Raw genomic sequence first — 15,721 nt, 5'->3', positions numbered from 1 at the left:
GGCAGTGGGGAGCGCATCTTCCCACTGCCTGACTTTTTTTATAGCATGGCGGCCCCAAACACGCCGGCACTGTCACCGAGTTTTGGTTTTAGAAAGCGGGTATTCACAACGCCGTTATTGAACACGTATTTCTTCGCTCGCTCAACGCCTTCTGTATAGAGCAGTTCGATGTTACCGACACCCCCGCCCAGCACAATAGCGTCGGGATCGAGGATGTTGATGATGACGGAAATGCCGCGTCCGAAATATTCGAGCAGGCGATCGACCGTTTGTGATGCGAACGGGTCGACGCCCGCTTTGTGTCGGGCAACGATGTCCGGCAGCTTTCGTTCCTCACCGCTGATCTCTTTATAATACCGCTGTAAAGCCGGCCCCGACAGTACCTGCTCCACGCAGCCCTGTTTACCGCAGAAACACGGGTATCCATTCTCCTCAAGGATATTGTGTCCCCATTCGCCACCGATGCCGTGCAAGCCATTTACGACAAAGGGCTGGTTATCCTTACCGCGGAGCACAATCCCCCCGCCGACGCCCGTGCCCATGATGACGCCGAAAACGGTGCGGTAATCGGGTACTACGTCCGGTACGATACCCAGCGTTGCCTCGGCCAGCGCAAAGCAGTTGGCATCGTTGGCTACCTCGACTGGAACACCCAGCAACCGGGCCAGGTCCTGTTTCATGGGCTTGCCGTTGAGGGAAGTCGTGTTGCAGCCCTTCATCACCTGCAGCGATGGATCGAAGGTACCCGGCGTTCCAAAGCCAATTCGGTCGGGTTGGTACCCGGTTTCTGCTTTAAGCTGATCAATCAGTATGCCCACGCGGGACAGAATGTGGTCGTAGCCCAGATGAGCTTCTGTATCAATACGTTTGCGGATAATGACAGCGTCGGGCGATGGCGCTGATAAAATAGCGCCTTCAATCTTGGTGCCGCCTAAGTCAATGCCCCAGTATGTCTGCATGCGGAAAAAAGAGTTTTGGGCGGAAAGATATTACTTTTTTTTACCCCTCGCCCGGTTGAGCGCAGGTCTCTTAGGGAGTGCCGGGCGTTCGTTTCGTTGCCAGCCGACATTTCCCTATTTTTGCAGCCAGTTATACCTTAGGTAACCCACAATATGGCACTTCAGAACGGACAAAAAGCCCCTGATTTTACGCTCTTCAACAGCGACAAGAAAGAAGTTACTTTAGATAGTTATGCCGGCCGTAAGCTGGTGGTACTGTTTTTTCCATTGGCTTTCTCCAGCGTGTGTACTGCCGAACTCTGCGAAATGCGGGATAACATCAGTACTTATGGCAGTTTAGATGCCGACGTAGTGGCAATCTCCGTAGACTCACCCTATACGCTGGCCCGGTTCAAAGACGATCAGCACCTGCCTTTCCAACTGCTTTCTGATTTCAATAAGGACGTATCGACGGCCTACGGTGCCCTGCACGAAACGTTTTCCTACAACATGCGGGGTGTCAGCAAACGGGCCGCTTTCGTCATTGATCGGGAGGGCGTGATTCGCTACGTCGAGGTGCTGGAGAATCCCGGTAAGATTCCCAATTTTCAGGCCGTACAGGACGCCCTGCAATCAATCAAGTAACTATCTACCGGGCAGTGGATCACCAGACGGAGACCACTGTCCAATGCCACTGCACAATGGCCTGGTACTATCATTTTTTCTACGGCCTGCCGCAGGATGCCTGGCGGGCAGCCCAGTCGGACGAAGCGACGCAACTCGATCTTGAGCTTCTGGTCGAAACACTCGAATTCGGTCCGGGCGACCGCCTGCTGGATGTTTTCTGCGGCTATGGCCGTCATGCACTGCCTTTGGCCCAGATGGGCGCACACGTAACGGGCGTCGATATATCCGCCGAATACATTGATGAGTTACAGGCCAGGGCAGCGGATGGCCGCTTGCCCGTTGAAGCTATTTGCGCTGATTTCCTGACGGTACCCATTGAGGGAGAGTTTGATGCTGCCTATTGCCTGGGTAATAGTTTTAGTTTCTTTCCCCGGCCCGGGATGCAGGCGTTCCTGGCGCGTATTGCCGGGTTGCTGCGGCCGGGCGGCCGGTTTCTGGCGCATTCGGGTATGATTGCTGAGGTTGTTCTGCCCGACTACCAGGAGCGGAATTGGTTGCCGGTTGGCGACGAGATTCTGTTTCTGGTCGAGAACGAGTACCATCCACTCGAAAGCCGAATCGATTCGCATCTGACATACATCCGAAACGGGGAGACGCAGACCAGGACCGCCGAGCAGTACATCTTCACGCTAGCTGAACTGATACAGGTATTTGCGGAGGCTGGTCTGACGGTACTTGAGGCTTATGGAACGGTTGATGGTTCGCCGTTTGAACTCGGGGATGAGGGTGTGTGGCTCTTGGCCGAGAAACAGTGATGCGCCTGAGCTTTATTTAAAATTCAGTTAAAATTTTGCGCATTGTATTAGGGGCAACTGTTTATAAAACAGATAATTAGCTAAATTATTTAAGGTATTTATGATGACTTTTTCACGAAACACCGTATAAAGGGTAGCGATTGCCGACTTAAATAAGTAGTTTTCAGCCAATTTAACACCGTTAACTCATACTGATAACCCATACTGAATGGAAGCTATCGAGCGAAAACCACGCAGCCGGGAGCAAACCCGTTCCGGAATTGTCTTAACGGCAAAAGACATTGCCCGCCGGGAAGGCTGGCAGGCCGTTTCAATCCGTAAAATTGCCGATGCTATTGAATACAGTGCGCCTATTGTGTATGAATATTTCGATAGCAAGGATGTTCTGCTGGATGAAATCCGGAGCGAAGGGTTTCGCCACCTGCGGCAGGAGTATGAGCGGATTCTGAAACTGTACCGCGACCCTGAAAAGCGGCTCTATGAAATTTCACTCATTCAATGGGAGTTTGCCCGTCGGCAGCCGGAGATTTATCAGGTGATGTATAACCTGGATGGTGCGTATTGTACGTTGCCTGTGTATCAATCGTGCGAAATGCAGGCCGTCAGCGACATTGTCAGCGATATTATCTTCTCTTTTATTCCGAAATCGAAAGAGAGCATTCGCAAGCTTTATTTTGAGTGGTGGTCTATTTCACACGGCATGATCATGCTTACGATGTTGTTGAAAGACCAGCAGCCGATCGAGCAGTCGGAGCAGGTGTATCGCGATACCATACGTCGGTTTGTGCGGGGACTGCGGTAACCCGAACCGGCATGATAAACGTACCTATTGAGCGCACTGAACTGTTTCGGTGCGCTTTGCTTTTTCAGACAGATAATACACAACGTATGACTACACAAAAACCACGCGTCATTTACATCTATGATGCTCTCTGTGGCTGGTGTTATGGCTTCAGTCCCGTTATCCGTCGCTTCTACGATACGTACGCTGATACGTACGACTTCGACGTGCTGAGTGGTGGTATGATGACCGGGCCCCGTGTTCAGCCCATCGCTGCGTCAATGGCATACATTGAGCAGGCGTATAAAGTGGTCGAAGAGCATACGGGTGTGCGGTTTGGTGAGGCTTATCTGGACAATATTTTGCAGCCTGGCACTTACTTGTCCGACTCAGAGAAACCGGGCATGGCAATGACGCTTTTTAAAGCCCTGCAAACCGGCCGACAACTGGAGTTTGCCGGAACACTGCAAAAAGCGCTTTACCACGACGGTATCGATCTGAACATTGATACAAATTATGGCCCGCTGGTTGAACCGTTTGGCGTAGACCCCGATGAGTTCGTAGCCCATATTACGGATCAGGCCATTAAAGAACAGACCTGGGGTGAATTCAACCTGGTGGCGCAATATGGTATTAATGGATTTCCTTCTGTTATTTTTGACACCGGTAACAAACTGTACCTTATTGCGCGCGGCTACGTGCCCTACGAACGACTGGAAGCGGCTGTTGAGCAGATAACGACGACCTGACAGGTCAAGGCTTCGCTGACGATGGTTGTTTGTCTAAATAGCTGCAATCGATTGCAACATATACTTTTATTTAGCTAATATTGCCTTTGTACAATTTGTGGACGTATCCTCGTATGATTGGAAAGATCAATTACATCGTTCCGGCGCTGGGTTTAACCCTCCTCGGAACTGTTTCCGGCTTTGGGCAGCAACGCGCCGAAACTGCTCCTAAACTCTTATCAAAGCCACTAGTCAGTCACATCTACACGGCCGACCCCTCGGCGCATGTTTTCAACGGTAGGATCTACATCTACCCATCTCACGACTATGAAGCTGGGGTACCGGAAGATGATCTGGGCAGTCACTTTGCCATGCGCGATTACCACGTGTTGTCGATGGACCGCATAAATGGAAAAGTCACGGACCATGGCGTTGCCCTGGATATTAAGAATATACCCTGGGCTGGCAAGCAGTTATGGGCCCCTGATGCCGCTTATAAGAACGGTACGTATTATCTATATTTCCCCGTCAAGGACAAACAGGGCGTATTTCGCATCGGCGTGGCAACCAGCAAATCGCCAACCGGGCCGTTCAAGGCCGAATCAGCCCCGATGAAAGGAAGTCTAAGCATTGATCCGGCTGTATTTACCGATACTGACGGACAAACGTACATGTATATTGGGGGAATCTGGGGTGGACAGCTCCAGCGCTGGAGAAGTGGTCAGTATAATCCGAATGGGAAAGAACCAGCCACCAATGAACCCGCCCTGGGACCTAAAGTAGCCCGTCTGAGCAAAAACATGCTGCAATTCGATGAGCCCGTAAAAGAGATCAAGATTCTTGATAAAGCAGGTAAGCCACTGCTGGCTGGCGACAATAAACGCCGTTTCTTTGAAGGTGGCTGGATGCATAAATACAAAGACAAATACTATTTCTCATACTCCACCGGTGATACGCACTTTTTGGCGTATGCAACCGGTACGTCGCCTTACGGACCGTTTACGTACCAGGGCGTTATTCTGACGCCGGTGCAGGGCTGGACGACGCACCATTCCATCATCGAGTTCAATGGAAAGTGGTATCTGTTCTATCATGATACTGAACTGTCGGGGAAGACGCACCTGCGTAACGTCAAAGTGACCGAACTAACGCGGAAACCGGATGGCTCCTTTGTAACTATTAACTATCCAGCCAAATAGTGCGTAACCCAACGAATTAATTAATCAACCTGAATACCATGTCAGACATCAAGCTTACCCTGGGCCAGAAGACCTACTTCCCCTTTGTCGACAAGCCCATCGCCTTCGAGGGACGTGACTCCGACAACCCTCTCGCCTTTAAGTTCTACCAGGCCGACCGAACCATCCTGGGCAGGCCCATGAAGGACCTCTTCCGATTCGCCGTCGCCTACTGGCACTCCTTCTGCGGCACCGGCAACGACCCCTTCGGACCCGGCACCAAGCACTCCCCCTGGGATGAGCTGGCCACCTCCGATCCCCTGGCGGCCGCCCACCACAAGATGGATGCTGCCTTCGAGTTCATCACCAAGATGGGCATCGAGTTCTACTGCTTCCATGATGTCGATGTCGCCCCTGAAGGCCATTCCAATGCCGACTTCGAGCGCAACTTCCGCGCCATCGTCGACTACGCCAAGCAGAAGCAGGCCGCCAGTGGCGTCAAGCTGCTGTGGGGCACGGCCAACCTCTTTTCGCATGAGCGCTACATGAACGGAGCCTCGACCAACCCCGACTTCCACGTGCTGGCCCACGGGGGCTGGCAGGTCAAGAACGCCATCGATGCCACCATCGAGCTGGGCGGCTCAGGCTACACCTTCTGGGGAGGGCGGGAAGGCTACATGTCGCTGTTGAACACCAACATGAAGCGGGAGACCGAGCACCTGGGGCGCTTTTTGCAGATGGCCCGGGACTACGCCCGCCAGCAGGGCTTTCAGGGGGCCTTCTACATCGAGCCCAAGCCCATGGAGCCCTCCAAGCACCAGTACGACTTTGATGCGGCCACGGTGGTGGGCTTTCTCAACCGGCATGGGTTGCAGGATGACTTTGAGCTGAACATCGAGACCAACCACGCCACGCTGGCCAACCACACCTTTGCCCATGAGCTGCAGGTAGCGGCCGATGCTAACATGCTGGGCTCGATTGATGCCAACCGGGGTGACTACCAGAACGGCTGGGACACGGATCAGTTCCCGATGGACCTTTATGAGCTGACCGAAGCGATGCTGGTGATTCTGGAAGCGGGCGGTCTGAAGTCGGGCGGGGTGAACTTTGATGCCAAGACGCGGAGGAACTCGACTGACCTGGAGGACTTGTTCATTGCCCACATTGGTGGGATGGACGCTTTTGCCAGGGCCGCGATCGTGGCGGAGGCCATTCTGGAGAAGTCGCCGTACCGGAAGCTGCGGTCGGATCGGTATGCGAGTTATGACAGTGGTGAGGGGGCCCGTTTTGAGCGGGGTGAGCTGACGCTGGCTGACCTGCGTGCGTATGCTATGGACAATGGCGAGCCCAAACAGATCAGCGGCAAGCAGGAGCTGTTTGAGACCATCATCAACCAGTATATCTGAGGAAGCAGATTACGAATAAGTGAATAAAACACCGATGCCCGGGCTGACCTTGAGACACAAAGGCTGGCGCGGGCATCGGTGGTTTAGTAGCTACTGCTTTTTAACGACGAGTGGCGAACCACCAGCTCAGAATGGAGGATAATTTTGTTGGTTGTCTGGATGTCAAGCAGCCCGTTCAGGTGGTTAATTAAACTCTGGGCCGCTACTTCGCCCATTTTTGCGCCGGGGTAATGGATGGTGGTCAGATCCGGCTCTACTACCTGCGACACGGGGTCATCGTTGAATCCTACTACGGCAATATCGTCGGGAACCGAAAAACCCAGCTTCTTTAACGTGATCAGGCAGCAGACCGCGCAGAAATCGTTGGTCACAAAAACGCCGTCCGGTCGCTCGGGCATGTTTTGAATACGCCTTGCTGCTTCGGTGCCGGCTTCCTGGCTGAGATCGGTAACCATCACGAGCGATTCGTCGTACGGCAGTCCATGCTGCCGCAACGCCTGCTGGTAACCAGCCAGCCGGTCGGCATATACGTTCCGCTTCAGGTTACCTGTCACATGCATAATCCGTCGGCAGCCCTGTTCAATCAGATGGGTTACCGCATCGTAGCCTGCTTTAACATTATCGATGACAATGCTGGTGCATTGCTTGTGTTCGATGACTCGGTCGAAAAACAGCAGCGGTATTCCTTTCTTGATAAAAGCCTCAAAGTGATCAATCTTGTCCGTGTCGTAAGCCACAGATACCAGCAGCCCATCAACGCGACTGTTGAACATGGTTTTCGCGTTGGCAATTTCCTTCTTAACCGACTCCAGCGATTGGCTGATGATCAGGTTATAGGAAGCCTCATTTGCCACTTTCTCCATGCCGGCCAGGACGGTAGACATGAAGTTACTATTCAGGCGGGGTACAATGACGCCAATTGTATTGGTTCGTTGCCGACGCAGGTTGCTGGCAAAGGTATTAGTGCGATAGCCCATCTGTCGGGCCATGGCGGTAATCAACGTTTTGGTATCGCTATTGATAGCCGGGTGGTCATTCAACGCCCGGCTGACCGTAGCAGGCGACAACTTGAGCCGTTTCGCAATATCATATATGGTTATCTCTTTTTCCATGGAGTTGTGAGCCGTCGTTTTGGAGCAAGGTATAGCACAAAAAATGCAATCGATTGATAGTACTTATTGAATGTACTTCCAAAGTACGTATTTATTTAAGCTATTCATGAAGTTCTATCTCTCTTTTCACAGAATGATTATGCCAGGCTCCTATAATTTGACTATTATCAATCAATTGTGATGCAATACGCTTAGTAGATCAGCCATGAAGAATAATGCTTCTGTCTAAAATGCGTGGCTCCTTGACTTAGTTCATCTTTATAAAATTGGCCTGAAAAGGCTTTTTTCATTAAAAAATGAAACGAAAATCTAAAATTTTTATGCAATCGATTGCAAAGCAGGAAAATTTGCAGGATTTTTAGACTCCAATCACGGGCGATGTTCATACAACAAGTTTGCCTGAACTCCTGATGCATTCATGCTACGGGTAAAAATTAACTAACCAATGCTGATCGATTAATTATGAAGATTTTACCTCAACAAACTCTAACTGCTTGGCCGGTCCGAATAACTGGATCTGCGAAGCAAATCGTATCCTTACTGTTTTTCTGCTTCTGTAGCGTGGTGGCGCACGCCCGGACGGCTCAGGTGAAAGGGGTAGTTCTTGACGAAACCAACCAACCGTTGCCAGGCGTCAGCATCCTTGTTAAGAATACCCAACGGGGTAGGCAGCCGATGCAGACGGCCGGTTCTCTATTGCCGCTGAACGGGGAAACACGCTGGTGCTGTCGCTGGTTAGCTATGCCAGCCAGGAGGTGACAATCGGTAATCTTGCCGAGGAGTTACGTGTACAGCTTACCCCGGCCAACAACCAGTTGAACGAAGATAACAAACCCGCCGAAGCGGCCGCGCTGATCAACGCCATCCGGCAGCGGGCCGCGTATCGGTCGACCAACACGGCCGCGCAGAACACAGCGGCAGCCGCAGCTCTGACCATCACGCCGGCGCAGGCCACGGTTGACTTCCTGCTTGATGAACGCACGCGTGAATTGTACGGCGAATACGTTCGCTGGCAGGAACTGGTTCGGACGCAGACGCTGAAGACCCGGCTGGAACGATACAACCCAACACCGGGCTTCCGGGATTTCCACGTGCTGCGGCTCATTCCGCAGTGGCAGATTGACCTGACGACCACTGGACCGAAGTTTCCGCAGAACCCGGGGTATTAACCGGCGCGCTGACGGAAACAGGGGCAAGAAAGTGCTTAATCATAGGTTTGTAGTGCGCACACTCCCTGACATTCGGCAGGGAGTGTGTTTTATCAATTCCGAGAACACAACGTCTTTAGCAGTATTCCGTAAACCGATTGCATATAATAGGGTAGAACCCAGAATCAACTTGCTTATTCACATAAAGTTCTAAACCCTAAATTCATTACAGATTGTATGAAGCTGGCATTCGTTACAGCAAGTTTACTCTGCCTGATTGGTAGCTTGACGGTATCGCTGGGACAACAGATTTCCCGCGATGAACTGATCGCAATGACGCCGGAATGGAAAGGTGAGCGCTATCCCGATGGTCGCCCGAAGGTGCCCGACTCAATCCTGAAGCGGATGAAACTCGTAACCCACGAGGAGGCCTGGGCTGTGCTCCGCAACGAGAACTTCAAATACCAGTACGCCGATGGCTGGAAAACCATCAATCCGGACAGTGTGCTGGTCGGCCGGGCCGTTACGGCAACGTTCATGCCCGGTCGGCCGGACGTTCACCGCTTTCTGGATAAGAAGGGCCACGAGAAAGATGGTCGTGTGAAGGCGCAGAACACCTGGCCGATCGCCTTGCTCACCAAAGGCGACGTGTACGTAGTGGATCAGTTCGGGATGCACGAAGATGGGCCGACCATCGGCGATAACCTCGGCAACGACATTTACACCAAAACCGGCAACGGTATTGTGTACGAGGGCGCTATTCGCGACATCGACGGACTGAAAGAACTAGGCGGGTTTACGTCCTTTTTTCGGTCGTATCACCCATCCCACCACCTCAATGATCCCGGTGGGGCGCTGAACACCACCCTGGTCAGTATCAACCATCCGACGCGAATCGGGAAGGTGATGGTGATGCCCGGTGATATCGTACTGGGTCGCGATGGGGGCGTAATCTTCATTCCGCCCCATCTGGCCGAGAAGGTGGTGAAAACATCTGAAATTGTCCGGTTGCGGGATATGTTCAGCCACCAGCGGCTGCGTGAGCAGAAATACACCTCCGGGCAAATCGATACCCGTTGGTCGCCCGAAATCGAGAAGGATTTCTCGCAGTGGCTCAATACGTATATCGATAAACTGCCCGTTCCGAAAGAGCAGATTCAGGAATTCTTAAAAACCCGTACCTGGTAAGTAAGCTACCTAAACCCTCCATAAAACCATGAAATCGACTACTTACCAGCCGGAAACCAAATCATTAGGCCGGCGTTCGTTTTTAACCAAAAGTGCCTTAGCCAGTGCGTTGGCGACTACCTCGATGTTGTCATTCGGCGAAGGGCTGGAAACGGCTCTTGATCGTACTCCGCAGTCGTCGGCACCGTCGGATCTGAAAATTACGGACATCAAATGCGGCTACATCCGGAATGGGCACAGCCTGTTTGTAAAAGTACACACCAACCAGGGCATTTGGGGTTGCGGTGAAGCCGTTGACGCCACGCCGGGTACGTACCACCTCGTGAAGATGATGGGCCAGCGGATTAAGGGGAAAAGCCCCCTGAATGTCAACCGGCTTTTTGAGGATGTCCGCAAGTCGGGCTTCTTTGAAGGAGCCCAGTCAGGCATATACATCGGGGTACTGTCGGCGGTCGAAACGGCCCTCTGGGATCTGGTCGGTAAAGCGCTTGGCTTACCGGTTTATCAGCTTCTGGGTGGGAAGTACCGCGATAAAATCCGGGTATACTGCGATACGGGAGCCTACCGCGAGACTGACACCAGCCCTGATTCATTTGGTAAAAGTGCCAAACGTGCCGTTGATATGGGCTTTACGGCCGTGAAGTTCGACATTGATGAACGTAACGACCCAAACAAATACGATGCCTACAACTGGACGGCCAGCCCCGGCGAGTTAGATCGGATGTACAACCAGATCGCGGCTGTACGGAAGGCTGTTGGACCAAAAATCGACATCTGCGTGGATATGCACGGCCGCTATGACGTAACGACTGGCCGACGCGTGGCGAAGATGATGGAGCCGCTGAACCTGATGTTTCTGGAAGAACCCATCCCGGCCGAGAATCCGGAAGCCTACCGGCAAATCCGCGAGAATACCAATACGCCGATCTGCGCGGGCGAGAACCACTACCTGGCGCATGGCTTCCGGCGGATGCTCGAAATCGGCGCGGTGGACATCATTATGCCGGATTTGCAGAAGGCCGGCGGACTGGGCGAAGGCCAGCGGATTGCCAACCTGGCTAGCCTATACTACGTACCATTTGCACCACACATGGTAGCATCGTACCTGGGGGCTATGGCGTCGAGCCACGTCTGTGCGTCGGTGCCAAACTTCATGATTCTGGAGTGGCAGATTTACTTCCACGAAGATCCGATGTTCAAAGAAATCGTGACGTTCGATGGGCCGATGGTGAAGGATGGCTTCATTCCGCTGTCTGAGAAGCCGGGCATCGGCGTCGAGATCAACGAAGAAGGAATGCGTAAATACGCGACCAAAGACGTGCCATTTTTTGTGTAAAACCTCTCCGGATCACCGGACCGCCGGATCGTCCTATCCCCCTATCTTTTGAAGGAGAGGGGCAGGGGCGGTCCGGCGATCCGGTGAGGTAAACGTTGAGAAATAACCCAAAGCGCATGAAATACGTACTGCTTTTATTGCTCATGATTGGAACAGGATCAGCGGCTACCTTCGCCATTGACCCTGATACCTACGTTTCCAGCCAGAAAGGTAAGGGGCGGTTCGTGTTGTCGGAGGGAGGGACGTCGGCACCGCTGGTCGTGAGCAACGTCGATTATGCAGGCGTAACGCGGGCCGTCAGAAATCTACAGGCCGACATTAAGCGGGTGACCAACGCCGAACCGACATTGGTCACGAGCCAACAGGCAGCCGGTAAGCAGATCGTACTGATTGGTACGATCGGAAAAAGCCCGCTGATCGACCAGTTGGTAAAAGCCCGCAAGCTTGACGTGTCAACCGTAGCGGGTAAGTGGGAAACGTTCCTCATTCAGACCGTCGAAAAACCACTGCCGGGCGTTGACCGGGCGCTGGTCATTGCCGGTAGCGACAAACGCGGTACGATCTACGGAATCTACGACCTCTCGGCGCAGATCGGAGTTTCGCCCTGGAACTGGTGGGCCGACGTACCGGTTGCGCAGCAAGCCAATTTGTACATATTACCTGGTCGACACACGCAGGGAACACCGGCGGTGAAGTATCGGGGCATTTTCATCAACGACGAAGCACCGGCCCTCTCGGGCTGGACAAAAGAGAAATTCGGGGGCTTCAACCACAAATTCTACGAACACGTTTTCGAGCTGATCCTGCGTCTGAAGGGCAATTACCTCTGGCCCGCTATGTGGGGGAATGCGTTCTACGACGATGACCCGCTGAACCCCAAACTAGCCGATGAATACGGTGTGGTCATTGGTACCTCGCACCACGAGCCGCTGATGCGGGCGCACGACGAGTGGCGACGCTACGGTAAAGACAAAGGTCCCTGGAATTACCAGAAAAACGACTCAACGTTACGTGTTTTCTGGAAAAGCAGTATTCAGCGGATGGGCACCAACGAAAGCATCGTCAGCATTGGCATGCGGGGCGACGGCGACGAGCCCATGAGCCGCGAAAGTAACATTGCACTGCTGGAACGTATCGTGGCCGATCAGCGGAAAATCATAACGGAAGTAACCGGTAAAGATGCATCAGCAACCCCTCAGCTCTGGGCGCTCTACAAGGAAGTGCAGGACTACTACGACAAAGGCATGCGCGTTCCCGACGACGTAACGCTGCTGCTCTGCGACGACAACTGGGGAAATATCCGAAAACTCCCGGCTATCAATGCGCCGAAGCGCAAAGGCGGGTACGGCATTTATTATCACTTCGATTACGTCGGTGGTCCGCGTAACTACAAGTGGTTGAACACCAATCCTATCGCCCGCACCTGGGAGCAGATGAATCTGGCATACCGGTACGGCGTCGACCAGATCTGGATCGTGAACGTAGGGGACATTAAGCCGATGGAATTTCCGATTGAGTTCTTTCTGGATTTTGCCTGGAACCCGGACAAATGGCCTGCCAACAAGCTGAGCGACTATACACGTCTGTGGGCTGAGAAGCAGTTTGGCAGCAAACACGCAGCTCGCATTGCCAACATCCTGACCAGATACACACAGTACAACGCCCGCCGGAAGCCGGAGCTGCTGTCGCCCGATACGTACAGCCTGACCAACTATCGGGAAGCTGAAACGATCGTGGCTGACTACAACCAGTTACTGGCCGAGGCTGAGTCGATTGCCAGGGAACTGCCGGCTACGTATCAGGACGCTTTTTTTCAGTTGGTACTCCATCCCGTAAAAGCCTGCGCCAACCTGAATGAACTGTACGTAACAACGGCCAAAAACCGGCTGTACGCCAGGCAGGGTCGGGCTGCGACCAACGATCTGGCCGAACGCGTGAAGCAGTTGTTCGAGAAGGACGCGCAGATTACCCGCTTCTACAACGATACGCTGGCCAGTGGCAAATGGAGCCATATGATGGACCAGACGCACATCGGCTACACGTACTGGCAGCAACCGGAGAAGAACGCCATGCCAAAGGTGGAAACGATCACGGTGCCCGCTGCGGCCGACATGGGGGTGGCCGTAGATGGTTCTGAAACATGGTTTCCGGGCATCAAAGACGAATTGGCGTTGCCCATGTTTAGTGTCTACCAGCGACCAACGTATTACATCGACCTGTTCAATCGGGGGGAGGGGGCCTTCACTTACACGGCTGAAGCCGGTGCTCCCTGGCTGAAACTAACCACACCCACCGGAACGATCGATAAAGAGCAGCGACTCTGGGTGAGCGTCGACTGGGCGAAGGCACCAACGGGTACGAACAAAGCTCCCATTACGATAACTGGCCCCAATGGCAGTCGGGCGGTGATTCAGGTAACCGTCAGCAACCCTGCATCACCAAAGCCCGGCGATGGAAACGGATTTGTGGAAAGCAACGGCTACGTAGCTATGGATGCCGGGCATTACAGCCGTGCTGTCGAAACCGCAGCCATCAAATGGCAGCGAATCCCGGATATTGGCCGAACGGGGGATGGTATAATGGTGTCACCCGTTACGGCGCCGAGTCAGGAAAAACCGGCTGGTGATTCTCCCCGACTGGAGTACCGCGTGTACGTAGCCGATAGCGGAACGGTTCAGGTGCAGACGTATCTGTCGCCGACACTTAACTTCAACGACAACAAAGGACTGCGGTACGCGATCTCCTTCGACGACGAAGCACCCCAGATCATCAACATCCACGCGAACGAAACGAACCGTGTCTGGGAACAATCGGTGGCTAACAACATCCGCGTGCTGACATCCCGGCATTCGCTCAGCAAACCCGGCGAACACGTATTGAAGTTCTGGATGGTTGATCCGGCGGTGGTTGTGCAAAAGCTTGTCATCGACCGGGGTGGCGTTAAACCAAGTTACCTCGGTCCGCCCGAACGGTTTCACTCGCCATCGCTGAGCGACCTGAGCAAGCCTTACACAAACTGACCCTTAATCCCTGACCATCATGCGTACAACTGCACTCATTTATGGTTTAATGCTGGCCGTACCGGTTGTTGGCTTGGCGCAGTTTGGTCCCCGGACGCCCGAACAGGACAGCCTGTTTGCCCGGCAGCAGCGCAAAACACAGGCCGACCACCGCGCCATGATGGCCGCCCTGAACATCAAAGAATTGCGGCCGGGGCCGTCGGGGAATCCGCAGGCACCAAACGCAGCCAATGTCGACGAAAGCAAGGCGACAACTTATACGTCACTACCCGATCCGCTGACACTGAAAAACGGTAAAAAGGTTACTACGGCCAAAGAATGGTGGCAGAAACGGCGGCCCGAAATCGTAGAAGACTTTGACCGGGAGGTGTACGGACGTATGCCGGCCAACACGCCAAAAGTCACGTGGGAGGTGGTCAGTTCGAAAGATACCGTCAATGGCAGCTACCCAATCAAGCTAAAGCAACTGCTCGGCCACGTCGATAATTCGGTGTATCCGGCCATCAAGGTCGATATTGAACTCACCCTGGCAACCCCCGCTAATGCGACCGGCCCGGTGCCCGTCATGATGAGTTACGGCTTCCGGTTCCCGGCCGGTTTTCGGCCCCCGCAGCCACCGTCGTCCACTACGGCCCCGGCAGCACTCACCTGGCAGCAGCAACTGCTGGACAAAGGCTGGGGGTATGCCGTGATTTACCCCACCACTTACCAGGCCGACAACGGCGCCGGTTTGACCGAAGGAATTATTGGCTTAGTCAACAAAGGCCAGCCCCGTAAACCCGACGACTGGGGGGCACTGCGAGCCTGGGCCTGGGGTGCCAGCCGTGCCCTGGATTATTTCGAAACCGACAAGGCCGTTGACGCCAGACAGGTCGGCATTGAGGGCCTGTCGCGCTACGGGAAAGCGGCTGCGGTGACGATGGCCTACGAACCACGTATCGCCATTGGCTTTATTGGCTCATCCGGCGAGGGGGGCGTTAAAATTCACCGGCGCACTTTTGGCGAGCAGGTCGAGAACGTAGCGTCGTCGGCCGAATACCACTGGATGGCCGGTAATTTTATCAAATACGCCGGGCCGTTGACACCGAATGATCTGCCCGTTGACGCGCATGAACTGGTAGCGCTTTGCGCTCCACGTCCGGTATTTATCAGTTCAGGGTCGCCCAAAGTAGAAGGGCAGTGGGTCGATGCAAAGGGCATGTTTCTGGGGGGCGCGTATGCCGGCCCGGTTTACGAACTGCTCGGCAAAAAAGGACTCGGAACGATGGAGTTTCCGCCCATTGAAACGGCGCTCATCGGCGGGGACATTGCGTTCCGGCAGCACAGTGGCGGCCATACGACCGGCCCTAACTGGCCGACCTTCCTGCAATTTGCGGATCGGTACATGCGGGTAAAGGGCGAAACCGCCAAACGGGGCAGTAAGTGACGGAAAGACACGACAAAT

General features: G+C 53.7%; 13 protein-coding genes. 11 read left to right on the top strand and 2 right to left on the bottom strand.

Features of this window, described 5'->3' with window-relative positions:
• Positions 1–38 precede the first annotated feature (38 nt).
• Complete coding sequence (locus BN8_RS18685; protein WP_009283487.1) at positions 39–959, bottom strand: ROK family protein; 921 nt, start codon at positions 957–959, stop codon at positions 39–41.
• A gap of 153 nt (positions 960–1,112) precedes the next feature.
• On the opposite strand from BN8_RS18685, the gene BN8_RS18680 reads away from it, so the two are divergent.
• The 6 genes from BN8_RS18680 (at position 1,113) to xylA (ending at position 6,473) form a co-directional block, all read left to right on the top strand.
• A complete protein-coding gene (locus BN8_RS18680) occupies positions 1,113–1,583 on the top strand; it encodes a redoxin domain-containing protein (protein WP_009283486.1) in 471 nt (156 codons plus the stop codon).
• A gap of 56 nt (positions 1,584–1,639) precedes the next feature.
• Entirely contained in the window at positions 1,640–2,380 is a 741-nt protein-coding gene (locus BN8_RS18675; protein WP_009283485.1) for an SAM-dependent methyltransferase, read from the top strand.
• Between the two features lie 208 nt (positions 2,381–2,588).
• The gene (locus tag BN8_RS18670) at positions 2,589–3,182 is read left to right on the top strand and encodes a TetR/AcrR family transcriptional regulator (RefSeq protein ID WP_009283484.1); all 594 of its coding nucleotides are present in this window, start codon (positions 2,589–2,591) and stop codon (positions 3,180–3,182) included.
• A gap of 86 nt (positions 3,183–3,268) precedes the next feature.
• The gene (locus BN8_RS18665) at positions 3,269–3,910 is read left to right on the top strand and encodes a DsbA family protein (RefSeq protein WP_040006338.1); all 642 of its coding nucleotides are present in this window, start codon (positions 3,269–3,271) and stop codon (positions 3,908–3,910) included.
• 113 nt (positions 3,911–4,023) lie between these two features.
• Complete coding sequence (locus BN8_RS18660) at positions 4,024–5,088, top strand: glycoside hydrolase family 43 protein (protein WP_009283482.1); 1,065 nt, start codon at positions 4,024–4,026, stop codon at positions 5,086–5,088.
• Positions 5,089–5,126: 38 nt separating this feature from the next.
• Positions 5,127–6,473 (top strand): xylose isomerase, encoded by a 1,347-nt coding sequence (gene xylA, locus BN8_RS18655; protein ID WP_009283481.1) that lies wholly within the window; start codon positions 5,127–5,129, stop codon positions 6,471–6,473.
• Positions 6,474–6,556: 83 nt separating this feature from the next.
• Here the strand turns inward: xylA and BN8_RS18650 are convergent, their stop codons facing one another.
• Positions 6,557–7,585 (bottom strand): LacI family DNA-binding transcriptional regulator, encoded by a 1,029-nt coding sequence (locus BN8_RS18650; protein ID WP_009283480.1) that lies wholly within the window; start codon positions 7,583–7,585, stop codon positions 6,557–6,559.
• Positions 7,586–8,307: 722 nt separating this feature from the next.
• Here BN8_RS18650 and BN8_RS18645 point away from each other — a divergent pair.
• The 5 genes from BN8_RS18645 (at position 8,308) to BN8_RS18625 (ending at position 15,703) form a co-directional block, all read left to right on the top strand.
• Positions 8,308–8,754 (top strand): RagB/SusD family nutrient uptake outer membrane protein, encoded by a 447-nt coding sequence (locus BN8_RS18645; protein WP_009283478.1) that lies wholly within the window; start codon positions 8,308–8,310, stop codon positions 8,752–8,754.
• A gap of 216 nt (positions 8,755–8,970) precedes the next feature.
• Positions 8,971–9,921 (top strand): RraA family protein, encoded by a 951-nt coding sequence (locus tag BN8_RS18640; protein WP_009283477.1) that lies wholly within the window; start codon positions 8,971–8,973, stop codon positions 9,919–9,921.
• A gap of 28 nt (positions 9,922–9,949) precedes the next feature.
• Positions 9,950–11,257 (top strand): mandelate racemase/muconate lactonizing enzyme family protein, encoded by a 1,308-nt coding sequence (locus BN8_RS18635; RefSeq protein ID WP_009283476.1) that lies wholly within the window; start codon positions 9,950–9,952, stop codon positions 11,255–11,257.
• 116 nt (positions 11,258–11,373) lie between these two features.
• Positions 11,374–14,277, top strand: a complete 2,904-nt coding sequence (locus BN8_RS18630; protein WP_009283475.1) for a glycosyl hydrolase 115 family protein — start codon at positions 11,374–11,376, stop codon at positions 14,275–14,277.
• A 19-nt stretch (positions 14,278–14,296) separates the two neighbouring features.
• Positions 14,297–15,703 carry a glucuronyl esterase domain-containing protein gene (locus BN8_RS18625; protein WP_009283474.1) on the top strand — a complete coding sequence of 469 codons (1,407 nt, stop codon included), beginning with the start codon at positions 14,297–14,299 and terminating at the stop codon, positions 15,701–15,703.
• Positions 15,704–15,721 lie beyond the last annotated feature (18 nt).

Source organism: Fibrisoma limi BUZ 3 (genome assembly GCF_000296815.2).
Lineage (GTDB): Bacteria > Bacteroidota > Bacteroidia > Cytophagales > Spirosomataceae > Fibrisoma > Fibrisoma limi.
Note: the sequence above shows the minus strand (reverse complement) of the source record. Positions and strands in the feature narration are given on the sequence as shown.